Source organism: Olsenella sp. An188, assembly GCF_002160255.1.
GTDB classification, from domain to species: Bacteria; Actinomycetota; Coriobacteriia; order Coriobacteriales; family Atopobiaceae; genus Thermophilibacter; species Thermophilibacter avistercoris.
This window is the reverse complement of sequence record NZ_NFKF01000004.1, coordinates 55251-78528: the sequence shown is the minus strand read 5'-3', so window position 1 is coordinate 78528 and position 23278 is coordinate 55251. Positions and strand designations below refer to the sequence as shown.

Genomic DNA, 23278 nt, shown 5'->3' with positions numbered 1-23278 from the left:
GGGCCGCCCCGTCCCTTAGCAGAAGCAGCGACGGTAGCGCGGGGCAGACGGGTTCCGCTCGTACCTCTCAAGCTCAGCGAGCATCCTCCCGAGCGCCTCGAGGTCGCGCGCCCCGACGCGCTCGACCTGGCCGTGGCTCACGTTGTTGCGCAGCTCCTTGGCCAGGCGGAAGCTGACTCCGTCATCGTTGGCGATACCCCATCCCTCCGGGTCCTGCTGGGCGAGCTCGCCCACCTGGGGCATGTCGCTGAAGCGCCGTATGACGCGGCGCTCCCCGTTGTAGAGGAAGCGCCCCACCTCGTCCTCCGGTCGCCCGCCGCAGTCAAGCACCCGCGCGATCGCGTGCGCCTTGTAGCGCTCCCAGACGGGGCCAAACCCCACCTGCATGGCGCTCGCCTCCCTGCAGGACACCACGTCCGAGAAGACCGTGTCCGCTCGGCACACGTCAAAGCGCGCGCCCGCGTCGTCCACGGGCTCCCAGGCGCGCTCCCCGCTCATGAGCACGCCCCACCCGGGGCTCCACACCCCGTCCAGACGCGCGCAGAGCCCGTAGGACCAGTTGAGCCACCACATGAGGTCGAGCCCGACCGACCTGGCCCCGGGGTCGGCGGCGCCCTGGAGGGGCTCCGACCTGGACAGGCCACCCATGATGGAGCGCCTGAACTGCGCGACGAGCAGATCGGCGTCCGAGGCGCGCCCCGTGCCCGGCAGCCCGTCACCCGCCTCGGCCCGGCTGCGCAGGCGTCCGACCTGCCTCCGGGCGCACTCCGCCGCGACGACCCCCGGGTGAACGAAGGCCGCCGGCGGTCGGTACTCCGGCCTCAGGCACACCTCGAGCGCGTCCGACAGGGTCTCCACGCTGCCCGCGCTGAGCTCGCAGCAGAAGTCGATCACCATCGTGCGCAGCGCGCCCGACAGCTCCTCCCTCGCGATCATGGAGAACGCGAGCCCGCGCAGCTCCGTGCGCGTGAGCCCCGTGGGGCAGACGCGCACGGCCCCGTACCAGCCCTCGCACCCGGTGCCCGCGTAGAGCTCGGCGCTCACGTGCAGGGCCCGCGCCACCACGAGGCGCGCCGAGCCCGCGCCGGAGGAGTCGCGCACCTGCACGGTGCTCCCCAGGACCCGCACGTCGGCCTCGTCCAGCGCAGTGAGCCTCGCCACGGCGTGCAGGAACTGCCGCGGCTGGTACGGGCCGAGCACGGCGAGCACGCGGGCCCCGGCGGCGAGGTCGTGCGCGACCTCGCGGGCAAACGTCAGAAGCGTCGGGACGCTCAGGAAGGGGTTGGGCCGCTCCATCACGACTCACCCCGCTCCCCCTCAGCGCTTCTCGCATGGGCGAGAAGGGCGTGCATGAACCAGTCGCGCATCTCAAAGGCGCCCTCGTCCCCCGCATCGACGCGGCGCGCGAGGCCCGCCTCGGCCATCCAGGAGAGGACGGCCTCGAGGTCGGCGCGGGAGAGGCCGGCGTCGACGTCCATGAAGTCGAGCCAGTCGCGCACCGTGTACGCCACGTCGAGCGGGTGCTCCGCGTCCGCGTCGGCAAAGCCCGCGAGCTGTCCCCAGACTCGCGCGATCACGTCCGCGCCCTCGCAGGACCCGTCGAGCACCCAGGCGAAGTCCCCCTCATCGAGCGCGCGCCCGGAGAAAGCCTCCATCTCCTGCCTCAGCGAGAAGGACGACCCGTCGCTCGGGACGTTCTCCACGACCTGCGCGACCGCGCCGGCCTGCGCACCGCAGAGCCCCCTCAGCCGCGCGGCGAGCGCACGCTGCGCGCGCGGCTCGATCGTTCCGGTCGTGGTCCGCTCGTAGCGCTCGGTGAAGCCCCTCACCCACGCCAGGCACGTCCAGTCGCTCCACGGGGTCGGGACGACGACGTCGTCTGCCAGGGCAAGCTCGTCGCGGAGCTCCCAGGCGGTGCGCGGGGAGGCCACGAGGAGCACGCCGAGCGAAGACGGGCTCGTCCGGCCCGCCTCCCGGAGCGCCCGGAGCTCCTCGGGGCCCCAGCCCCCCGGTACCACCACGAGCTCGTCCGGGAGGCCGGCACCGAGCATGCCGCGCAGGCTGGCTCCGTCCGCGAGCACGGGGCGCAGGCCACCGCACAGGGTCGGGAGCAGCTCGCCCGGGTGTTCCGTCAGAAGCCTCGAGCCCGCGATCTCCCCCGCCACGACCACGCAGTGGCCGTGCTCCCTGAGGGCCACCCCCACGGCCGCGGCGTCGCGCGCGTTGACCGGCGAGAAGAGCGCCACGTCCTTCACGGAGACGATGTTTCTGGCCTCCCCCTCCTCGAGGCGCCCGTCGAGCACGTCGCGGTCGAGGTAGCGCCGGCACGCGCCCTGAAGCACCATCCGCGCGCTGTCCCTCTCCCAGCGCTGCCCGACGAGTGCGCGCATGGAGCCGTCTCGCAGCATGACGAGGTCGTCCACCTTCTTGAGGATCCCAAAGCGCACGAGCTCGTCGATGTCGCTCCCCAGACTGTCGAGGAGGCCCGAGTCCGCAAGGTCGCGCGCCGCCGGCGCCCCCTGGCCGTCCCCGCCCGCGCACGCGTCGGAGACCTGCCTGAGAAGCTCGTCGGCGGTGAACGCGCGTCGGGGGCTCCCCTCGGCCGCGCTGTCCGCCTCGAGCGACATGAGGGCCGAGACCGCGACGTCGTAGCCGGGGTCGAGCTCGATCGTGAGCCTGAACTTCTCGGCGAGCGCTCCGGTCACCTCGCGCAGGACCGAGTCGACCGTGGCGCCGGGAACCAGCACGAAGGTCCCCGTCGAGGTGGGGCGGCGCTGCTGGCGCAGGACCACGAGCAGGTGCTCGCAGACGATGTTAATGAGGTTGGGGAAGTAGCAGGCCTTGCTCAGGATCTTGAGGACGTCCTCGTCCCGCAGGACGTACCCCATCATCTTGAGGGGCTCGCGGACGAGCCGCACCGCGTCCTCGTAGGCCCCGCCCTCCCAGAGCGGCCCCACCACAACCGCGTGCCCGAGCTGGCCTCGGGTCTGGTTGGGACGGGCCCGCTCGTCGGCGTAGCGCATGGTGGCGTGGAGGCCGCCCAGGATGACGCGGAACTTCTCGTTTTGCTGCATGTACTCCACGAGGCTGTCCATGATGGCGTTCCTCGGGTGCCCGACGCGCAGGAACGAGTCATAGCGCAGCAGGTCGTCCGCCTCGTCGATGAGCAGGTAGAAGCTCTTTTCCCGGGACGCCGCGGTCAGGGCGTCGCGCACCTCGGACGCGCTGCGCGCCTCCCTGATCCCGGCAACGTCACGCTCGAAGGCGCGCCCCACGAACTGCGTCCAGAAGTTGTCCAGGTCGACGCCGGCAAACCCCATCGCGTCGACGTACGCCACGCAGGCGAGCTTCCCCTCGGAGCCCTTCGGGTCGTGCAGCTTCGCCCGCTCCTCTGCGGCAAACTCGCGCAGGATCGAGGTCTTGCCCATGCGGCGCGCGCCGTAGATGAAGGTGGTCCCGGCCCTGGTCCTGAGCTGCTGGAGGATGGTCCCGCGCCCGTAGAACAGCGGCGGCTGGCCCGCCCCGGGGCCACCCCACCCCTGCGAGCCCGCGCTCCGGCGTATGTCGTCTCCGTAGGGCTGCGGCGCGGTGAAGGGGAGCGTGCAGCGGAAGAAGGCGGAGAGCCTGTCGTTGCTTCGCTTGGTCCTCGGCACGCTCGCAAGGTAGGCGACAAGAACCTCGTCGAGCACCATCATGCCGGCCGCCCTGAGGTCCCTGGGCGTCGTCCGCGCGGGCATGAGGTCGCGCCGCATCTGCGGCGTGAGCATGTCGGACTCGGAGAGGGCGAGGAAGAGGGCGATGCGCCTGACGTCTCCGGGAGGCGTCTCCCTCAGGAGCGCCTTCTCGAGCTCGTCGTACTTCCTGAAGATCTCGACCTCGTACTCGACGCACGCCGGGCCCAGCCCGTCGGCGGGGTCCGAGAGCGTCACGAACTCGCGAAGCGGGCACACCAGCTCCCCGCGCGAGTCGGTGTCGGAGGGGCTCGCATAGAACCTCAGGCGCCAGGAAGAGACCGGTGCCGCCACGTCCGCGTGGCTCACCGAGGGCGTGACCTCGGCGTCCTCGAAGCCAAGCTCCCCGAAGATCTCGCGCAGGTAGCGGGAGACGCGGTCGAGCGCCTGGGTCGTCGCCGGCGAGGTGCCCTCGCCCGCCGTCCTCACCGACAGGCCGTCCACGGGGAGCCGGTGCTCCCTGACGCAGGACTTGAGGCCGCCGATCGCCCTTCTCAGCTCCCTGAAGGACGAGAAGGCCGCCTCGGCGCGGTCGGCGCCGTACTGGTTGGTGAGGTCGGGGTCAAAGGCGAGGTTGCGGTAGCTGAAGGGGCGTCCCGCCCCGCTCAGCGCCCGGCAGATGGGGTCGACGAGGCCGAGGGCGCCGTCCTGCCCGCCATAGAACTCGTCCTCGTAGCTCTTCGGGGGCGCGGCCAGCGAGATGAGCGCGTTGTCGACCTCGTAGTCGGCGTAGGCAAAGACGCGTGCCACGTCACCGCTCGCCACGGCGTCGCCCAGGAGGGCCCGCGCACCCTCGTCGAGGCTCGCTCCCCCCTCGAGCAGCGCGGCCGCACGGGACACGAGCGCCCTGCTGAGCGCATCGAGGCGGGCGTCGACGAGGGCGAGCGTCCATCTCGCCAGCACGGCCCCGGTCGCCCTCTCGCCGCCCGACGCCCCTCCCGAGGCGTCGACCACGCCCAGCGTTCGCGCGAGCGTCGAACGCAGCAGGTCGTAGAGCCGCTCGTCCACGACGTTGAACGTGAACGACTGCTCGAGCAGCTCCCAGCTCGCCCCCACGCGCTCCTCGAGCTGCGCCGCGCCCGGGACCTCGCACCTCCCGTCGACGCGCAGCGCCGGGGAGTGGAGCAGCAGCTCGACGAGCGCGCGCCCGGATTCCGTCCGCAGGTCGGGGGGAAGGGCGGCGTCCGCGAGGCCCGCCGGGGCCTCCTCGCCCGCCTCGAGCCGTCCCGAGGGGTAGTCCTGCTGGAGGGCGATGACGCGCTCGACCAGCGTGTCCCACGCCCCCCGTCGCTCGGCGTTCAGGCCGCGCAGCGAGCTGAGGACGTCCCGGTGCACGACGTCGAGCCCGGCCGCGACGTCGCCGCTCACGCCGGGGGACGCCGCGGCGGCCCCTGCGTCGAGGAGGTCGAGGTAGCGCTCGTAGAGGTCGTAGACCTTCCGGACGGTCGAGATGAGCGACTGCCGCGCCTGGCCAACGATCCGCTCGTAGGCGCCGTGCCCCTGCGCCGTCCAGAACAGGTTCCTGTGGTCGGCGTCGAGGGAGTCGTCGACGTCGACCCTGAGGTCGTGCAGCTCCTCGCGGTCCACGCGCGCCCGCGCGCCGCCGCCCGTCATGTCGGCGAGAAGCACCCCCACCCCAAGGTGAGACTCCGGGTCCTCCCTGGTCGCCATGACGCTCCAGAACTTCTTTGCGGGCAGGTAGTTCGTCGAGGGGGGCGTGTCGCGCGCCAGCGCGGCCTCTTCCGCCAGGGACTCGAGCCCGCCGCGCACCCTCACGGACTCGAGCGCCGGGAGCGTCATGGCGGAGTAGTCGATCGCGGGGTTGTAGGCGTAGCTCTCCTCGAGCCGCCCGAGGAGGGCCGCGAGGTCGTCCGGGATCGTCTGCAGCGCGGCCCTCTGGACGTCCTTCTCGTCAAAGAGAGCGAGAAGGGCCTGGAACGTCCCCACGGTCCTCCCCGAGAGACGGTGGGTGAGCGCGGTCAGGGCTGCCTCGGCGAGCAGGCACGCGAGGCCCGGCCCGAGGGGGAGCGTCTCCTCGCCGAGCGTGAGGTACTCGAGGTCCTCGACCAGCTGGTCGACCTGGACGGCCCCGGCCGCGAGCCCGAGTCGGTCCGCGAGGGCCGCGAGCGACCAGAACCTCTGGTAGGAGGGGTCGCCCGGGCTGTCGGGGACGAGGGAGCGGACGGGGTCGAGGATGCGGTGGACGCGGGCGGGGCGCACGCCGTCGCACAGCGCCTCCTCGGCGCACGCGAGGACGTCGGGCAGGGAGCGCTCGCCCATGAGGGCGCAGCGGGCGAACGCGTCCGTGCCCTCGGGCACCTCGGCGCGCGGCCAGACCCTGCCCGAGCCGAGCTCGAAGAGGGTCGAGAAGTCGCAGGGCACGCCCGACTCCCGTCCCGCGCGGTAGTCCTCGGGGCACAGGGAGCGCAGGTCAGCCCCCTCCGGCTCCGCGGGCTCGGCCGGCTCCTCGACGCGCTCGGCCGTAGGACCCGTCGGGGCTGCAAGGGCCTCGAGCTGGCGAAGCTCGTCCTGGGCGAGCTCCCGCGGGCCCTCGTCACCCTGGTGGAAGGAGGGGACCTCGTCAATCAGGAGCCCCTCGTCGGCCGCGGCCGGCACGAGGGCGACCGCGCCCTCGGCGCAGGCCTCGTCGGGAAGGGGCCCGGACACCCCGAGGTCCTCGCCGTTCCCGTCCTCGACCCGCGACCCCGCGTCCGTGGTGGCGTCGGCCGCCGCGAGGGCGGGGGACGGGGCGTCGGCCCGACGCAGGCGGTCGAGGCTCACGGGGTCGGCGACGAAGGAGGAGCGAAGCATGTCGAACATCGCTCCGAGCGGCCCGAAGTGCTGCTCGGCCCGCTCGAGGTCGAGCCCGCGCTCCTCGTAGGGTTCGTCGCGCCCCATCTCCTCGACGAGGGCCACGTAGGCGTCCTCGAGCCCCTTCAGGTCCTGGTCGGAGGGGCCCTCGGGACCGTCCAGCCCCTCGAGGTCGGCGTTGATGACGGGGTGGCCCCACGGCACGACCGCCCTGAACCTCTCCGAGCACTCCTCGATGACCTCGCGCAGGGCCTCGCGACGGTCGACGCGCCGCAGGGCGCGCGCGGACCACTCCTGCGCCAGGGCCTCGACCTGGCGAAGCGTCGTGACGCCCGGCTGCCCCAGATACTCGAGGGCGCGGTTCATCTCGTCCCACGCCTGGGCGTATCTCGAGAGCGCCTCGAGCGTCCCCCTCTCGGGCGCCCTCCCCTCGCCCACGCGAGCCGCGAGCTCGGCGAACGCCCGCTTGTCGAGGAGATGGGCACTGCGCGCGGCACGGGAGCTCAGGTACGACAGGTAGTCGAGGGCATGGAAGGTCCGGTCGGGACCCGGCGAGACGCCCAGCGGGACGTTTGCCGCGGCGTTCTCGTGGTCCATGACCGAGGTGAGGGAGGGACGCACGTCGAGGGGGTCCGACGAGGCCCTCAGGATCGCGTAGAGCGGACGCCCCCCGCGGTCAAACAGGAGGGGAAGCTCCACGTAGCCGGGCAGGGAGTCCGTGGGGCTCACGAGGCGCGACTCCGCGACCTGCTTGGCAACGATGGCGAGCCACGCCTCGTCGTCGAGCCCCTCGTGCCCGGTGAGCAGGCGGAGCTCGTCGCAGCGGCGCGGCCAGTCCTCGATGCGCACGGACGCCTTGAGGGCCGCGACCTGACGCCGCGAGGTCCCGGACCCCTTGTTGACGAGGGCGTGCGGCGGGTAGCCCGGGACCATGACGTCCTCGATCGCCACCCCCGGCTCCAGCAAGGCGTCGCGAGCGGGCACGGCGGGGCGGGCCTGGGAGGCCCCCGAGGAGGTGGGCGAGGGCTCGCCGGCGCGCTCGTCCGCGCGCCTCACGACGTGCCCGACGCTGGACCCCGCCGGGGCCACCTCGACGACCACCCCTCCGGTCGCGGACAGCGCCTGGGCAACCCTTCCCCAGTCCTCCCCCAGGTGCTGGGAGAGCTGCCGCAGGGCGGGGCTCACCTCGGACGACTCCGCAAGCCCCTCAAGGGTGAGCACGCTGGACGCGCCCCGCGCGATCTCCCCCAGGCACTGGGCGAGGTTCACGAGCAGCTCCTCGCTGGGCTCCTCGGTCGACTCGTAGGAGAAGAGGGCATGGACCGCCGTTCCGCCCTGGCTGACCCAGTGCCCCATGCACAGCACGTCGTCGTTGACGGCGGCGAGCAGGTCGTCCATGAAGCGGGTGAGCTTGCGCCCGAGGGTCTTGGCAAGCTTGTAGCAGTCGGAGAAGTACGTCCCCGGGCCGCACAGGCCCGCCTCGCACACCAGGTTGGTGAGCAGGATGGTCTGGACGCCCCTGTCGTGCATCCTGTCCCTCAGGTCCCACGCGCAGCGCGAGAAGTCCACCGTGAGACCATAGCTGGTCGTCGTCTTTCCCATCAAAGCCCTCTCTCCCGAGACATCGGCCCCGCCAGGCGCCGCGCCCTACCTCGTCACCGCGAGCCCCGCCGACTCCACGAGCGCTATCATCTCACGCATGGGCGCGCGGTCGTACTCGCGGACCTCGTCGGAGAGCTCCTCCCAGCCCACCAGGTACGGCGAGACCCTCCGCTCCACGTCCTTCTCGGCGCCATATGTCCACCCGGCGCGGGTGCGCTCCTCCACCCAGCGGTCGTGCTCCACGCGGGCGAGAAACTCCACCTCGTCCTCGCTGAGCGAACGGACGCGGCTCGCCTCGTCGCACTCCTGGGCGAGCACGAGCTCGCACCCGAGGAGGCGCACCTTGTCGCAGTAGGAGCGGGCCTGCTCGAGGCAGGACTCCCTGAAGTCCTCGGGCTGCTCGTCGAAGGTCTCGTACTCGACGTCCAGGCCGTCCCTCCTGCGGTGCTCGCGGTAGTTCTCGAAGACCGCGCGGGCCAGCCGCTCGATCGTCTGCTGCTCGAGGATCATCTCGACGCTCCTCTCAAGTCGAATGCGATCCAGCGTGTCAACATAGCCGGCGTGACGCGTCTCCCCCTGCGCGACGGCGACCGCCCGCGCCGAGACGTGCCCGTACGCCTCCCCGACCGTGGGCAGCCCCGCCAGGCGCGCCTCGCGCCAGACGTCGCGGAGCAGCAGGCGGCGCGAGAAGGCGCCCGCGGGCCCCACCCTGAGCGGACAGTGCGGGGAGCGCAAGACGTCGCGGACCTCGTCGTCGGCAAGCTCGGACGCGGCTCGCCCGCACAGCACCTCGGCGGCGAGAACCGCGAGGTAGCCGAGGTCCTGCTCGAGCAGCGTGGGCGCGCGCCCCAGGCACGCGAGGCCGCCCTCGGCGAAGAGCCGGTCGTAGTAGGGCGCGCAGCGCACGAGCCCCCGGCGCTCGCCGGTCACGAACTCGAGGTCGAGCAGGGTGGCGCGCACGCCCTCCGCCCCCGGTCCCCACGAGCGCAGGGCCACGTTGGCGGAGCGGAGGTCGCGGTGGTAGAGCCCCTGCCGGTGCAGGGCCTCCACCTGGCAGAGCACGTCAAACAGGATCTTGTGCGCCACGCGGGCGCCCTCGGGCGTGGACGGGTCGGGGAGCGGCTCGCCGGCGAGCTCCGCGCCGTCCGAGAAGCGCGGGACGGGCGCGCCGCGCAGGGCGTCCTCCAGGCTCACGCCCACGTCCTCCTCGACCAGCATGGGAAGGGCCCGCTCGTCCGGCCCCGCGTCGGGCAGCCTCCTGCTCGCGTCCACCTCGAGGGTGCGCGGGCCCACGCCCAGCGCAGACCCCAGGACGAGCCCCGCACGCTCCCGCGCGTAGTCCACGTCGCGGCCCTCGCGCGCGAAGAAGATCGCGCACGCGGGCACCCTGAGCTCGCCCGCGTCGAGCGCGCGCACGTAGGTGCCGCGGTACACGTACTTCTTGCCCGAGCTCGAGCGCGCCCGCGCGCGTGGGGGGACGGGCTCCGCGCAGAGGAAGTAGCCCCCGTCAAAGGACAGCGCGGGCGCACCCGGGGACGGCGAGGCCCCTCCGTCGATGAAGTCCTCGGTCACGACGCGCCCCCCACCCTCACCACGGTCTGCCCGGCCAGGCGGATGACGTCGCCGCGGCGCAGCTCGACCTCCGGCACCTCGCGGCGCTCCGACGGCATCCAGGTGGCGTCGAGCATCCGGCCGAGCCTGCGCCCCGTGCCCTCCAGCACGAGCGCCTCCTCGCGAACCAGGGCGGCCCCCTGCGAGGGCTCCCTGCGCTCGCGGATGACCGCCGTCCCCTGCAGCGATCCCGCGTCTGCCAGCATGAGCCGGCCGCCGCTCAGGTAGAGCACCGCGTGCCGGGCGGAGACGTCAGCCGAGGGCAGCGTCAGGTAGCGGGATCCCTCCGCCTTGCCGAGGCTCGAGAAGACCTCGTCGACGCTCGCGCACACCTTCCGCCGCGAGATGACCTTCACGCGAGCCGGGGACAGGAGCCGCACGAGGCCGTCGCGCAGCTGCCCGACCGCCAGGCGCATGGAGGGGTCGTGCCCGTACCTCGCCGCGTACTCGTCCTCCAGCTGGTCGAGAAGGACATCGAGCCGGGAGCGCCCCGCAAACGCGGGCCCCGAGTCGCGCCTGCGCAGGGCGCGCTGCTGGTCGAAGTAGCCCTCGAGCACGCGCTCCAGCCACCTCGAGACGGCGGCCCGCACGCTCGGCACCCGTGCGTCGCGGCGCTTTCTTGCCTCGCGCTCCCGCAGGGCACGCTCCTCGGGATCCGGAACCTCCTCGTCGAGCACGGCGACGGTACGGGCGTACTCGTCCTCCCGCTGCGCGCGCAGCTCGTCTACCAGGAGCCTGTTGAGCTCCTCCGCAGCTGCGCGGGCCGCGCCGACGAGCGTGCCGGCCCCTGAGCGCTCGTCCGTCCCCAGGTCGAGCGCGCTCCCCTGGCCCGGCTCGTAGCCCGAGTCGAAGGATTCCCGCAGACCCTCGCCGAGAGCGCGCACCGCGGCGTCGACGAGCATCCCCGCCACGTCCAGGCGACCGGAGCCGACCGCCTCCAAGCGGGCGAAGCTCCCCAGTGCCTCGGCCCCCTCCCTCGTGGAGAGGTCGAAGTGCGCGATCGCGGCATCGCGCAGCTGCGTGGGGAGGCCGTCCGACGCGGTCGCGTCAAGGTGCGTCTCGGGCAGGAAGAACTCACCCAGGAGCTCCTTCGCGCGGACCGCCCAGGGCGTCCAGAACCCAGGGTCGCGCTCGCGCCCCAGCACGCACACGACCCCCTCGTCGCCCGCCTCGTCCCCCAGGTCGAGGTCAAGGGAGCCCGCGCCGTGCGAGCCGACCCGGGAGCTCAGCGGGACCACCCCCGAGCCCCTCCCGAGCTCGTCGGAGTCGAGGAGCTCCTCCGCCGCCGCGAGCTCATCCGCCGTCTGGGTCCCGCCGCCACCGAGCGCGGCCTCGAGCCCCACGCAGCTTGAGACCATGATCAGCCAGATGAGCTCGGCGCGGTTCACGGCCCATGCGGGGACGACGCCCTTCTCGCCCGCCTGCAGCCGAGCGAGGAGCTCCCTCACCGAGGGCGCGTCAACGTCGCAGCCGTCCTCAAATGCCAGGGAGGGCCCGCCGCTCTCGTCGTCACGCGCGCACTGCTCGAAGAGATCGTCTACGCGCTGCACAAAGCGCTCGACGAGGCCCTGCCCCGCGAGCTGCGCATCCTGCTCGAAGCAGGAGCGGAGGTCGTCCACGAGCGCCGGCAGCGAGCCTCTTCCCTCCCCGTCCTCGGCAAAGGGGCGATACGACCAGAAGTCGAGGTTGTAGAGGTTGACCGGCAGGCCCTCGCACTCCTCGTGGGCGTGCGTGCGCTGCGTGTAGACCCAGATGGGCAGCAGGGCGCGGTAGTCCTCGAGCAGCATGATCTCGCGGCTCGCCTCGCCGCGCTCCTCCGCCGCCTCGGCCTCGCGTCTCAGCTCCTGGTAGAGGCGCGCCTCGTCAAGCACGCGCTCGAGCACCGCGCGCAGGCAGGCGGCAAGGCTGCCCTCCCGCGCGCCGTCGAGCTTCCTCAGGCTCTCGACCAGGCGCTTCTCGATCTCGTGGTCGGTGGGCGGGAGCACCCACGCCTCGTAGAACTTCTTGCGCACCCATCCCTGGCTCTTCTCGCCAAGGCGCAGGCGGCCGGAGCCGTCACGCCGCGCACCCGCAGCCGTCCCGCCCCTCGCCGCGCGGACAAAGCGTGCCTTGCGGGTCGTCCGCCTGAGCGGCCCCAGGAGGCCGGCGTAGAGCTTCCGGCGCTCCTCGACGGGCCCGTACTGGGCACCGCCCGCAGCCAGCAGCCGGTAGGTCCCCGCGCACGCGTAGCTGGTGAAGTAGCTGCCGTTGGAGACCATCTGGTCCGCGACGGCGCCCGCCTCGCTCGGCCTCGTGCCCAGAAGCCTCCAGGGGTTCTCGAGCCCGCCGCCGGCGTTTCTCGCCCCGTAGAGCGCGGTCAGGTACGAGCCGATCGCTTGGCTCACGTAGTGGATGGGAACGGGCATGGCGACTCCTCCTCGCGGCGTGACCCTCTCACTGTACGGCCCGGCCATGGCTACCTCGGTCAGGACTCGGCAAGCGGACGGCAGAGGGCGACGGTCACGTCGTCGGGCGAGGCGCAGCTCCGCGCAAGCCGCACGAGCAGCGCGGCCGCCTCGCCGAGCGTGGGCGCTCCCCGCACGACCTCCGCGAGCTCCCGCGCGCCCACGAAGCGCCAGAACCCGTCCGAGCAGGCGAGAAGAACGTGCGCGTCCAGGCGCCTCTCGCCGATGAGGCCGACGCGCGGCGCACTGCGGCCGTCGCCGAGGTACGCGCCGTCGAGGCCGGGGACGTCCCGGCACACCTCCTCGACGCCCTCCGGCCCGACGAGGAAGACGCGGACGTCGCCCATGACGGCGAGGCGACAGCCGCCCTCGCCGAGCGCGCAGGCGCAGCCCGTCGCGCCGCCCGGGGAGCGGAGCACCTCCCGCCCCAGGGACGCGAGGTCGCGGCTCGCCCCCGCGAGCGCGCGCCCGGGGTCCTCCCCGCCGAGGAGCCCCCTTCGCACCCGGTTGGCCGCGAGCTCGGCGAAGACCTCGCCCGCCCCGCACCCGCCGATGCCGTCAAAGACGCAGAACCCCCGCCCGCACACGCTGACACGGTCCTCGTTGACCTCCCGTCGGGCCCCGCGCAGCGTCGCCGCGGCGACCTCGAAGCCGCCGGCGCGCGCCGCGTGCAGCTCGGGCGTGGCGGCGACCCCGCTCACGAGAGCACCTCCACGCCAAAGACCATGCGGTCGTAGTTGGGGTAGATGGCGTAGGCGCGGCCAGCGCGGCCGAGCTCGGAGCTTTTCGCCAGCCCGTGCTCCACCGCCTGGTCCACCTGGGGGCGGCCGCCCCAGATGCACGGCATAACGAACTCCGCCCCGCCCAGGCGAGGCAGGTCGAAGTCGACGATCTGGGCGAGGCGCGTCGCGGCGGTGGCCACCAGGTTTTTGCTCTCGTAGTAGCGCAGGGAGGCGTTCCCGCCCGGAAGCGGGCACGACGCGTCGCGGCGGTGGCTCGCGGCGATCGCGGCGTCCGTGACGCCGAAGTAGTCGTGCCGGACGATGGCGTGCGAGAGCGAGGCGTCGAAGGTCACGTCCACATTGGCCCACTCGGCCTCGCGGCACGGGGGCGGCTCGTCGCGGCGGCGCCACACCTCGCGCGAGGGCACCCTGACGAGGTTCCAGGCGTGGGGCCCGGGGGCGTCCGACGGGCACCCGGGGTCTTGCGCCTCTCCCGTGACCACGCAGCAGGCGAGGCCGCAGCGGTCGCAGAGGTACTTGTACGCCTTGGCAACGCCCTCGCAGACCCCGACGCCGTACACGAGCGGTCCGGGGGCCTCGTGCGCGTACGGGCGGTCCCCGTCCGCGTACGCGAAGCGCCGGACGAGCCAGTCGTGCAGCGCGGTGAGGTCGTCGAGCGTGTGGTCGTCGTACGACACCGCCCCGGGCAGCACCTGGGGGCGCGTGAGGGTGAGCTCACGGACCACCTCGTCGGTCGCGCGCTCCATGGCCTCGAGCGTGGACAGGACGTCCTTCTCGCCCAGGCGGTAGCACGGGGCGTACTCGAGGGAGACCTGGCAGTGCCCGAGCCTCCTTGAGGTGATGGTCCCCGAGCCCACGTAGAAGAGCTCCGGAAAGTCCAGCTTCACCAGGTCGACGAGCCTGTCCAGGTCCTCCATCGTCACCCCGCGCGGCACCCGGACGCTCCCGCGATACTCGAGTAGGCCGTCCACCAGCGCGTCGTAGGCGTCGCGCCGCGCACCCGGCTCGGGCCGGTGCGGCATGAACCTCGACGGCACGTGCACGTAGTCCATGATCTTCCCCATCGTCCTCACCTCACCGCGATTCCCCTGCCGACCCCGGGCTGGCCCGCCTCGAGGACGAAGAACTCGTCCCTGCCGAGCGCGCGCAGCTCCTCGGGCTTGACCACGCGCTCGCGCTTGATGGAGCGCGTGGTGCTCCTTCCGTCCGTGTAGTTGACGCCAAAGGTCCCAAAGCCCCCGCCGCCCGAGCGCGTGTACGAGACGTCGACCTTGTCGTACTCGCCAAAGACCGACGAGGCCAGGTCGGACGACGCGTGCCCCTGGGCAAAGCACAGCACCCGGGAGCTCGAGGCCACCCAGCGCCTGAGCTCGTCCTCCGACGAGAAGAACTCGAGCGCCTCGCTCGTGACCACGGCCCAGCTGGTCCCCGCCGCGCTCCTGAGCGCCTGCGCGAGCATGTCCCACCCGTCCACGGAGCCCGCGCAGACCGCCACCGTGAGCGGGGCGCAGCGGCGCGCGCAGAGCTGCGTCTCGGCAAAGACGAGAGCGAGAAGCGCGCGGGCCTGCCCGGAGGTCACGTCCAGCACGAGGGTTTCCGGCACGCTCGAGAGGGCCGCGTCACTCACGCAGACCATGGACGGCACGGACATTGAGAGCGGGTCGGCGAGAAGCGCCCCCTCGGCGACCGCCTCGCGGAAGAACCCCTCCACGAACGAGCGGCACGCGGCCGGGACGTCGAGGCACGCCCTGAGGTCGGCCGCCTCGGTGGCGTCGACGGCACCCGAGAGCTCGAGCCGCGCGATCACCTCGTGCATGCGGTTGTGGGGGCACTCCGCGAGCAGGCGAACGGACGCGGGGAGCCCCCTGTGGCCGAGGACGCGGACGAGCGCCCCCACGTAGGCGCCGGCCTCCTGGGGCGCCCCCGGGACGAGCTTGAAGGTCTCGTCCAAGAGCTCGGCCACGCCGTCCGCCGAGCGCCGCGCGAGCGGCTCGTAGAGGGGCCGGGAGGAGTCCAAGAGCCTCACGCCCGGGCACCCGGCGGACGCGAGGTCGCCCGCGAGCACGCGCGCGCCCTCGGCGATGACGACCGTGGAGGCGCCGCTCGCCGCGGACTCCCGGGCGAGGCCGGAAAGCGCCAGCGCGCGGGTCTCGTCGGGGGCTCCCAGCACGATCGAGCGGGACGACCCAACGAGCAGGCTCTCCGACGGGACCTCCCCGTAGCCCACGATGCCGCGCGCCGCGTCGTTTTGCCGACGCGCCTTGCGCAGGGCGCTTCCCCGCGCCACGAGGTCGCGCGCCCAGACGGTCAGCCCCGTCCCCACGCCCAGGATACTTGCCATGCCTAGTACCTCCCAAACTGAAACCGCAGCGGGCCCGCGAACGGGCGGAAGAGAAACGCCTCTCCCCGCCCGAGGGAGGCGAGGTCCCAGTCCTCGACCACGTGGGCATCGCGCAGCTCGAAGCTCGCCCGCCCCTCACCGGAGAGGTAGGAGAGCTCCCTCAGGCAGCCGCCGCACCGCTCGCGCGCGCAGGCGCGCGTCGCCTCGTCGCTCGGGCGGAAGCACACGAGCGTCTGGAAGGCCGACACGAGGGCGGCGCCCGCGTCCCTCCCGTAGGCGTCGTAGAGCTGCTCGACGCTCTGGGCGGCCGCTATCACCTTCACGCCCTGGCTCCGGCCAAAGGAGAGGGCGTTCTCCAGGAAGAGCAGGTGCGGGAGCATGGGCAGCTCGTCGATGACCACGTAGGTGCTCGACCCCGCCCTCCTCCCCGCAAGGGCCTCCTTGATGAACGAGTCGATGATCACCTGGTAGGCGGGCGTGGACATGCGCGTGACGTCGTACTCCACGAAGACCGTCCCCACCCCGGCGCGGTGGAACTGCCTCGAAGAGAAGGACCCGCTCCCGCCAAAGGCGCCCGAGAAGAGCGCCGACGTGGCCTCCTGGAGCTCCGCGAGCACGCCGAGCGCCTGCTCGGACGAGCCGTCGCCGAGGTACTTGAGCGAGCCCGAGAAGCGCTTCTCGCACCCGAGGAACTCGCGGAGCCCGGAGGCGGTCGCCCCGAGGAGGTAGTCGCGCAGCGCGCGGTTGTTGAGGTTCCTGCGCCGGAAGTCGAGGTCCTTCTCGGAGCAGACGCACAGCGCGCCGAGCACGTCGGCGAAGAGGTCGCGGGCCGCCTTGGGAAAGAACGGGTTCGACGAGCACTCGATCGCGTCGGCGAAGACCGTCTGCGCCACCTCGCGCGCGTTGGCCGCCACGCTCTCCTCGTCCCAGCCGTCCGCGACCACGTCGCCGCAGACGTTCCACGCGTCCGCCCCGCCAGGGACGGCAAGGTCGAGGAAGGGGTCGAGCAGCGGGAGGAAGTCCCCCTTAGGATCGAAGACGCACATCGTGTCTCCGGAGCGCATCGAGGCCTTGGCCTGGCGAAGGAGCTCGCGCAGGGCGTTGGTCTTCCCCGTGCCCGAGGGCCCGAGGAACAGCACGTGGGTGGCGAGGTCACCCTCCGAGAGGGCGAGCGTCGCCGGCGCGCCGCCGACCGTGCCCGCCAGCCGCACGACGGCGTCAGGCGTAGGGGCGGGGGCCTCCGCCCTCCAGTCGTACCCGCTCAGAACCCTGTCTCTCGCGACCATCCGATCTCTCCTTCCCCGGGACGCCTACATCATGCGCAGGCCGCGGCCGTGCCGTTGCACAACCACGCTCTGCTCCCCCGGGGCGTCCCCCGCGGAGTCAAACGCGCCGCGGGCGTCGTCGTGACCGTCCCCCGCGGACTCTCCTCCCCCGGAGAGGCCCTGCCCGCTCCCGGCGTGGGAGGGGCCCTCCCCCGGGGCGCCGGAGGGCGCGGCACCCTGGCCCTGCGTCGGGGCCTCGCCCGAGGCCTCCCGCGCCGCCTCCCTCGCGGCGTCGCGCTCCGCGATCGCGGTTCTCTCCGAGCGCAGCTGGGAGAGCCTGTCGCTCGCAAAGCGCCGGGCGTCCGCCTCGACGGGCTGGTCCCAGTAGGCGCGGGGGTTCTCGTCAAACCGGACGTAGCCGCCCGGCTCAAGGTTTTTGGCCCAGGCCTGGGCGGTCTCGGCGTCCTCGTAGGGGACGCGACCCTCCGCCACGTCGTGCTGGAAGGCGTGCCGCCCCTCGTGGAGGACTGCCTCGACCATCTTGTCGGGGTTGTCGCCGTAGAGCGAGCCCTCCCCCAGCTGGGAGGCGTTCACGTAGATGGTCTGGTTCCCGGTCTGGTAGCGCCCGAGCTCGATGCCGTCGTCGCCCGTGTAGAGCCACTTGCCCTCCACGGTGCGGGCCTCTCGGCCGCACTCCGCGGCCATGTGGTCCTCCACGGCCTGGAGCACCTCGACCTTGCCCTCCTCGGAGAGCTTGGACCAGGTTTCCCGGTCCGTCATCCTGAGCGCGTCCTCGTAGGTCATCGCGCTCACATCCGCTCGGCGAGCGCGCGCGAGGCCGTCACGGGGTCACAGCGGTACCAGTCCGCGAACACGAGGGCGGCCGGGTAGGCGAGGCCCAGCCCCACGAGGTCCCGCACGCTGCGCCCCCCGACGGCAACGTCGGCCTGGTCCGCTCGGTCGCGGACCCAGCGCGCCACGGCGTCGTCGAGGTCGTCGTGGTCTGCCGCCACGAAGTGCGTGAGGTCGTGCGCCGTCACCTCGGCGGCGCGCTGGGAGTAGCCGCACTCCTCGCGGAGGATCCGCTCGATGAGGAGCTCGTCGGTCGCGTTGTTCATGGGATTCCCTTCTCTTGATGGTGGTCGGGCGGGTACGGCGGCGGGGCCGGGCCCCGGCGCGCGGGACCCGGCCATGCCGCGGCTAGTCGGAGAAGATGGCGACGGCGACGCCAAAGAGGAAGATCACGAGCAGGATGCCGAGCACGATGGCCACGACGAAGCACAGCAGGACGAGCGCGGCCATGCCCCCGACCGCCGACGCCCCGGCGAAGAGGTAGCTCTTGCCCTCGACGCGCGTGACGAAGAGCAGGTTGTAGGCGACCACGCCCGCGAGCGCCGAGACGAGGAAGGCCACCTGCAGCCAGTCGGGGTAGCCGATCCCCAGGGAGATGCCGGCCAGCTCGCAGACGGGCAGGGCGGCGCCGAGGAGGGCGAACACGGCCAGGCCGATGAGCAGCGAGGCGACCCAGTACGGCACGCCCAGCCCCGCCGCGCGGGCGGGCGAGGGCGCCTGCACGGCGGCGGCCACGCCGTTGGCGGCGCGCGAGGCGGGGTTCGCGCCCCCGAAGGGCGGGGTCGTCACATGGGGTGCGCCGCCCGCCCGCACGGGCTTGCTCGCAACGCCCGCGTACCTGGCGTCCGCGGCGCAGTACGGGCAGGCAGAGGCGCCCTTCCAGTGCCAGTGCCCGTGGCCGCAGGAGACGAGCTCGCCGCGGTAGCGCCTGAGGGCGGCGCCCCACTCCTGCGCGGTGGGGCGGGAGGCGGGCTTGGCGTGGCCGTCCACGAAGGCGCGGCGGAAGAGCTCCACCAGATAGGGAGGGAACTCCTTGAGCTCGGGGGCCACCGGGCTCACCTTGACGCCGCGCACCTTCCTGAAAAACGGCGTCTCGCCGCGCTCCACGCGCACGAGCGTCTTCACCGGAGCCGGGACGGAGCCGTTCGAGAGGGGCACCGGCGTGCACCTGAACGGGTGGACGCCGTTCATGAGCATCCTGAAGACGTGGACCGCGAGGGCGTAGTCGTCCGCGTGGGTCGTGAAAACGTCGTCGGGACAGCTCGCGTAGCCGCCGCCGGAGGCGCGAGCCGCGCGAACGATCTCGGGGGCCACGATGTCGTCGTTGAAGACCTCGCAGCGGAAGGTCCGACGCCCCGCGCGCACGCAGAACGAGTCCGCGTCCACGAGCGCGGGGTGGCCGCCCTTCTCCATGATGACGTTCTCGCCGTTGAAGTCCCCCACGACCTGCCCCAGCTGATGCAGCGCCGCCAGGATGTCGCAGAGTTCCGCGAGGAAGTCGACCTTCTCGCGCATCGTGACGCGCATCCCCGCGGGAGCGGGGTACTCGTGGAGCGCCTCGAGGCGGTGCGCGCTCTTGACGAGGCGCATGCCAAACCCCACGAAGGTGCGGCGCGCGGCGTCCGAGTAGAGGGCCGCCATCGGCCACGCAACGGCCTTGGGGATGCGCGCGCTGTCGGGCCCGCCCGCGATGGAGACCATCGCCTCGATCTTCTCGCGGTGCGCGTCGGCGTCGGAGGTGTAGATCTTGGCAACGAAGTGCGGGTGGCCGGCTATGGAGTAGACGCTCCCCTCGCCGCCGCCGCCGAGCTTGTCCTTGAGCTCGATCCTGGTTCCGTCCTGGTCGTAGACGATCATGTGCGTTCCCCTTTCCTCATCCGGAACCGACAACTCGATCGTGTGCGCCGTCGCCGCCCCCTCGTTGCGCAACGAGGGGGCGGCAACCGTGCACTTGCGTCACGCGCGCGGGCGAGAAGAACCCGCGTCCTCGGGCGGAGGGGGCGCCGTGCCCTCGACGGCGTCAAGGGCCTCGTCGATCGCCCTGATGCAGCCGCGCCCGATCACCGCCCCCGCCTCGAGAGCGGCCCCGGCGGCTCGCTTGAGCGCGGGCGTGGAGTCCCTCAGGGACTTGGCCACGGTCCCGCCCATGCGGCAGATCGTTCGCACCGCGGGCGACTCGCCGGGAGCGCCCTCGTCCGGGTCGGCGCGGGGGTCGGGGGTTCCCGCACCCTCGGGGGCAACGGGCGCGCCCCCTTCCAAAGACGCGGGCTCGGCCGCGCCATCCCCCCTCGCCGCCCCGGAGGACTTCTGCCGGTCGCCGCGGTAGAGGTTCTGGTACGCCCGCTCGAGGATGGCCTCGTAGTCGGGCTCGGCGTAGTAGTCCTCCGGCTGGCTCTCGGGAAAGCGCTCGTCGTCAAACACCACCACGACGGTCTTGTCGTCGTCGATGAGGTCGCGCGGGTAGGACTCGAGGTAGGCGGCAACCTGGCGCTGCACCTCGTCGAGGTGCTTCGCGTCGTCGGCGAGCGGGTGCAGGAACATGCGGGCCTTGGAGCGGTCGAGCGGGCAGTCCGAGTTGGCGGCCAGGATCGGCGGGGCGATCATGCCCTCGAGCACGCCGTCGGTGCACAGCAGCGCGGTCGCCGCGCCCTCGAGCACGCCAAAGTCCCAGCAGGTGTCAAAGCAGAGCGGGTACACGCGGCCCTCGCCGTCGCGCTGCTTGTCCGTGACGAGGACGTAGGTCCCGTCGGTCATGCCCGCCACGATCCCGGAGTCGCCCGACTGCCCCCAGAAGAGGCGGTCGCCGTCGAGAAGAACCAGGCTGAGCGTGGCGTCAAACTCGCCGGCGGGCTCCCCCATCTCCGCGGCGCAGTCAAGGACCGCGAGGTAGGCGGCCCGGTAGGCGGCGCGGAGCACCTCGATGGTCTCCTGGGCGTCTGCGCCGGGGCGCGCGTGCTCGGCGCAGTAGTCGACGGCAACCCTCGAGGCGACCTCGCTCCCCACGTCGGAGTGGAGCTCGCTTCCCAGCCCGTCGCTCACCGCGGCCGCGGCGAGCGTGCCGTCCTCGGAGACCCAGGACGCGTTGGAGTCCTGACAGGGAACGCCGGCCTCGGCGTGCCACGGGCCGACGACGCTCGCACCATAGGTGTGCAGCATGTGAACCAGTCCTTTCTCTCGTTGGGCCGGCGCCCCCGAAGGCGGGGCGCCGGCGCAGGGGGGGCGTTGGCCTGTAGGGTGCTAGCCGTTCAGCCAGGCGTCGCGGAGGGGCACCATGCCCACGTTGCTCTGGTCGGTGCCGACGGTGGTGTCCACCTTGACCTTCTCGCCGGGCGCGGAGACGCTCACGGCCTTGACGCTGTTGGCGGCGAAGTCGAAGAAGTCGTTGAAGTTGAAGTCGCCGTTCTTGACCTCGAAGCACCAGTCGCCGTGCGCGCGGCAGAGCTTGGAGGCGGTGGCCTTGTCGTACTCGCCGTAGCCCAGGAACCAGAGCTTCATCTTGTTGCCGGTGACGCGCTGGTAGACGAGGTCGGCCGCCGCGTCCACGTTGCCGGTCACGGTGTCGAAGCCGTCGGTCATGACGATGAGGTAGGGCTTGCGCTCCACGATGCCCTGCGCCACGTACTCGGCGCTGCGCTCGCGGATCTTCTGGATGCCCGTGAGGACGGCGCCGTTGAGGTCGGTGCAGCCGCCGCACGTGAGCTCGAAGCTCTGCATGTCCTTGATGGGGCACCAGTCCTGGATCACGCGGACCTCGTCGTCGAAGGAGATGACGCAGACGTCCACGCACTTGGCGGCGACGGGGTCCTCGCAGACGATCCTCTTGAAGTTGTTGAGGTTGGCGTTGATGTTGCGCAGGGCCGCACCGGAGACGGATGAGGAGGTGTCCACCGCGATGAGCACGGACATGTGGTCCTTGTCGATGGCGGCGGGCGGCTGGCTGGCGAAGCGCGGGGTCTCGGTGAACATGGCAGGTCCTCTCTCTTGGCGTCGGGCGGGACCGTGTGCCCCGCCTCATGACACCAAGCACGCTGCCCCACGCTCCAAGAGCTCCGTTGCGCAACATGGTCGCGTTCCCGCCAACACGCTTTTCTCAGTCACGAGAAGGGGGTAACCATGCCTTGCCAAGCCATCGTCTGCCTGTTCGTTTTACTTGGGCTCGCATCATGCGTGCTCGCCGCCGTCCGGAGGGGGCGGGCGTCGCTGCTTGCCGCGGGCCTCTCCGCGGCATGCCTCGCCGCGCTCGCGTTCATGACCAACAACACCGTCGGAATGATCGCCTGCTACGCCGTCTTTCTGTCCGCGCCCATCACCGCCGTCGCGGCCGGCCCCTGGCTTGACGCGGCGCCCCTCGGGCCGCTCGCCACCCTCGCCGCCATGGGCCTCTACCTGCGTGGCGCATCGACGCTCGGCAGCACCGGCGAGCTGCTCCTCCTTGCGGCGGCGGCCCTGGCCGCCCTTCGCCTCACCGACCGCGAGCCGGACGACGCCCAGCTCGGCGCCACCGCCCTCGGGCTCGGCCTGCTCGCGCTCGGGCTCGCCGCGGGGACCGGACACATCCGCTTCTGGCAGTGGAACTTCGATGCCGCGGCGCTCGCGCTCCCGGCGCTCGCCGCGGGCGTCGCGGGGGCCTTCTCGTCACGGGGCGGCGAGCGGCGCGACATCACGGCGGCGCTCGCCGTGGCGGCGGCGCTCCTCGCGGTCTCGGGCTCGCTCGCCGAGCTTCTCCTGCTGCTGCTCGTGGTCGCGGCCCTCCACGTGTTCAACGCGCCGCGGCGGTCCCGCGCCGTGCTCGGCGTCGCCGAGGCGGCAGCCGTACTTGTCGCCCTCGTCCTTGCCCTGTTCCCCGAGCGCCTCATGGGATGGCTCTCCGCGCCGGAGGACGTCTACGGCGCGGGCTTTGACCTCAACCTCTTTGGCGAGGCCCTCCGCGCCGCGCGCCCGCTGGGCTCCGGCGCTCCCGACGGTGCGACGCTGATCACCTCGGACTCCTCCGTCCTCTACACGCTCGGCCAGGCCGCCACCGCGTTTGGGTGGGCGGGACTCGCCCTGCCGGCCCTTGCCGTGGCAAGCGTCGCCGTCGCGTCCCTGCGCGCGCTGCCCTCGCTCAGCGCGGCCGAGAAGAACCTCGTGCTGGCGCTTCTCGCCGTCTTTGTGGCCTCGGCCGCGGGAAACGTCCTCTACGTCTTTCACCTGGTGCCGATTCCCGCCATCCCCTTCCCGCTGCTCTCCTCGAGCGCGCCCACCACGCTCTCCTTCGCGCTCGCGGGCGTGGAGCTCTCTCGGGTCGTGGGCTCCGCGATATGCCGGGCGGCCCTGCGCAATGCCGCCCTGGGCGGCCCTACCCCAGGTCGATGACGGGCTCGTCGCCCAGGTAGACGAAGTCCCCCACCCGGCGAGGCTCCAGGTCGGCCCCGTACGGGCGCAGCCGGGCGAGAAGGTCGAGCTCAACCACGCGCAGGTCGTCGTAGGTGCGGTAGGGTAGGTCGAGCTCGCCGGCGTCGATGCGTGCGCGCAGGTCGCGCAGCTCGGGCGAGATCTTCTCGCCGGGGCGGGGTCGCCTCATCCACGTGACGACCTCCGGGCGCGCCCCCGTGCGGGCGCGCTCGGCGAGGGCCGCCTCGACCTCCTGCATGGTGTATTCGCCGCAGCGGGTGCGAAAGAGGAAGAGGCAGAGGTCGCAGGCGCGCACGAGCTCGTTGTACTCCGCCTGCTTGCCACCCTCCTGGCGCGCCACCGCGATGCTCTCGCGTTCCCACTCCACGAGGCTGAAGCGTCGGCCGCGGGGCGCGTAGGCGTCGTTCACTCCGCCCATGAAGTCACCGAGCGCGCGGCGATCGGCCGCAAGCTCCTCGCTCGACCCCAGGAAGATGCTGGTCAC

The 23278-nt window shown here is 72.4% G+C and carries 15 protein-coding genes; 1 reads left to right on the top strand and 14 read right to left on the bottom strand.

Features of this window, described 5'->3' with window-relative positions; all coding sequences use genetic code 11:
• Positions 1–15 precede the first annotated feature (15 nt).
• The 13 genes from B5F23_RS05780 to B5F23_RS05720 form a co-directional block, all read right to left on the bottom strand.
• On the bottom strand, positions 16–1296 hold the full coding sequence (locus B5F23_RS05780; RefSeq protein WP_087352705.1) for a hypothetical protein: 1281 nt from the start codon (positions 1294–1296) through the stop codon (positions 16–18).
• Positions 1296–8144, bottom strand: a complete 6849-nt coding sequence (locus tag B5F23_RS05775) for an ATP-binding protein (protein ID WP_087352703.1) — start codon at positions 8142–8144, stop codon at positions 1296–1298. Before B5F23_RS05775 ends, B5F23_RS05780 begins: the two co-directional genes overlap by 1 nt.
• A gap of 45 nt (positions 8145–8189) precedes the next feature.
• Complete coding sequence (locus tag B5F23_RS05770; RefSeq protein ID WP_087352701.1) at positions 8190–9716, bottom strand: RyR domain-containing protein; 1527 nt, start codon at positions 9714–9716, stop codon at positions 8190–8192.
• A complete protein-coding gene (locus tag B5F23_RS09705; RefSeq protein WP_087352700.1) occupies positions 9713–12160 on the bottom strand; it encodes an FHA domain-containing protein in 2448 nt (815 codons plus the stop codon). The genes B5F23_RS05770 and B5F23_RS09705 overlap by 4 nt, the downstream gene beginning before the upstream one ends.
• A gap of 59 nt (positions 12161–12219) precedes the next feature.
• The gene (locus B5F23_RS05760) at positions 12220–12900 is read right to left on the bottom strand and encodes a PP2C family protein-serine/threonine phosphatase (RefSeq protein WP_087352698.1); all 681 of its coding nucleotides are present in this window, start codon (positions 12898–12900) and stop codon (positions 12220–12222) included.
• A complete protein-coding gene (locus tag B5F23_RS05755) occupies positions 12897–14006 on the bottom strand; it encodes a transglutaminase domain-containing protein (protein ID WP_087352696.1) in 1110 nt (369 codons plus the stop codon). The genes B5F23_RS05760 and B5F23_RS05755 overlap by 4 nt, the downstream gene beginning before the upstream one ends.
• A 5-nt stretch (positions 14007–14011) precedes the next feature.
• A complete protein-coding gene (locus B5F23_RS05750; RefSeq protein ID WP_087352694.1) occupies positions 14012–15283 on the bottom strand; it encodes a hypothetical protein in 1272 nt (423 codons plus the stop codon).
• Between the two features lie 2 nt (positions 15284–15285).
• Complete coding sequence (locus tag B5F23_RS05745; protein WP_087352692.1) at positions 15286–16569, bottom strand: type IV secretory system conjugative DNA transfer family protein; 1284 nt, start codon at positions 16567–16569, stop codon at positions 15286–15288.
• A 24-nt stretch (positions 16570–16593) separates the two neighbouring features.
• Positions 16594–17361: a hypothetical protein gene (locus B5F23_RS05740; protein ID WP_143786369.1), complete on the bottom strand. Its 768-nt coding sequence runs from the start codon at positions 17359–17361 to the stop codon at positions 16594–16596.
• Positions 17358–17666, bottom strand: a complete 309-nt coding sequence (locus B5F23_RS05735) for a hypothetical protein (RefSeq protein ID WP_087352688.1) — start codon at positions 17664–17666, stop codon at positions 17358–17360. The genes B5F23_RS05740 and B5F23_RS05735 overlap by 4 nt, the downstream gene beginning before the upstream one ends.
• 82 nt (positions 17667–17748) lie before the next feature.
• On the bottom strand, positions 17749–19257 hold the full coding sequence (locus tag B5F23_RS05730; protein WP_087352686.1) for a hypothetical protein: 1509 nt from the start codon (positions 19255–19257) through the stop codon (positions 17749–17751).
• 99 nt (positions 19258–19356) lie between these two features.
• Entirely contained in the window at positions 19357–20556 is a 1200-nt protein-coding gene (locus tag B5F23_RS05725) for a protein phosphatase 2C domain-containing protein (RefSeq protein ID WP_087352684.1), read from the bottom strand.
• Positions 20557–20637: 81 nt separating this feature from the next.
• The gene (locus B5F23_RS05720) at positions 20638–21366 is read right to left on the bottom strand and encodes a vWA domain-containing protein (protein WP_087352682.1); all 729 of its coding nucleotides are present in this window, start codon (positions 21364–21366) and stop codon (positions 20638–20640) included.
• Between the two features lie 147 nt (positions 21367–21513).
• Here B5F23_RS05720 and B5F23_RS05715 point away from each other — a divergent pair, with 147 nt between their 5' ends.
• The gene (locus B5F23_RS05715; RefSeq protein ID WP_087352680.1) at positions 21514–22755 is read left to right on the top strand and encodes a hypothetical protein; all 1242 of its coding nucleotides are present in this window, start codon (positions 21514–21516) and stop codon (positions 22753–22755) included.
• Here the strand turns inward: B5F23_RS05715 and B5F23_RS05710 are convergent.
• A complete protein-coding gene (locus B5F23_RS05710; protein ID WP_143786368.1) occupies positions 22739–23278 on the bottom strand; it encodes a hypothetical protein in 540 nt (179 codons plus the stop codon). The genes B5F23_RS05715 and B5F23_RS05710 overlap by 17 nt on opposite strands.

Excerpts from the sequence above, each read along its gene's own strand:
- B5F23_RS05755 (WP_087352696.1), bottom strand. The coding sequence starts at position 14,006 with ATGGGGAAGATCATGGACTACGTGCACGTGCCGTCGAGGTTCATGCCG.
- B5F23_RS05715 (WP_087352680.1), top strand. The coding sequence starts at position 21,514 with ATGCCTTGCCAAGCCATCGTCTGCCTGTTCGTTTTACTTGGGCTCGCA.
- B5F23_RS05725 (WP_087352684.1), bottom strand. The coding sequence starts at position 20,556 with ATGCTGCACACCTATGGTGCGAGCGTCGTCGGCCCGTGGCACGCCGAG.
- B5F23_RS05720 (WP_087352682.1), bottom strand. The coding sequence starts at position 21,366 with ATGTTCACCGAGACCCCGCGCTTCGCCAGCCAGCCGCCCGCCGCCATC.
- B5F23_RS05750 (WP_087352694.1), bottom strand. The coding sequence starts at position 15,283 with ATGGCAAGTATCCTGGGCGTGGGGACGGGGCTGACCGTCTGGGCGCGC.
- B5F23_RS05735 (WP_087352688.1), bottom strand. The coding sequence starts at position 17,666 with ATGAACAACGCGACCGACGAGCTCCTCATCGAGCGGATCCTCCGCGAG.
- B5F23_RS05730 (WP_087352686.1), bottom strand. The coding sequence starts at position 19,257 with ATGATCGTCTACGACCAGGACGGAACCAGGATCGAGCTCAAGGACAAG.
- B5F23_RS05780 (WP_087352705.1), bottom strand. The coding sequence starts at position 1,296 with ATGGAGCGGCCCAACCCCTTCCTGAGCGTCCCGACGCTTCTGACGTTT.
- B5F23_RS05775 (WP_087352703.1), bottom strand. The coding sequence starts at position 8,144 with ATGGGAAAGACGACGACCAGCTATGGTCTCACGGTGGACTTCTCGCGC.
- B5F23_RS09705 (WP_087352700.1), bottom strand. The coding sequence starts at position 12,160 with ATGCCCGTTCCCATCCACTACGTGAGCCAAGCGATCGGCTCGTACCTG.
- B5F23_RS05745 (WP_087352692.1), bottom strand. The coding sequence starts at position 16,569 with ATGGTCGCGAGAGACAGGGTTCTGAGCGGGTACGACTGGAGGGCGGAG.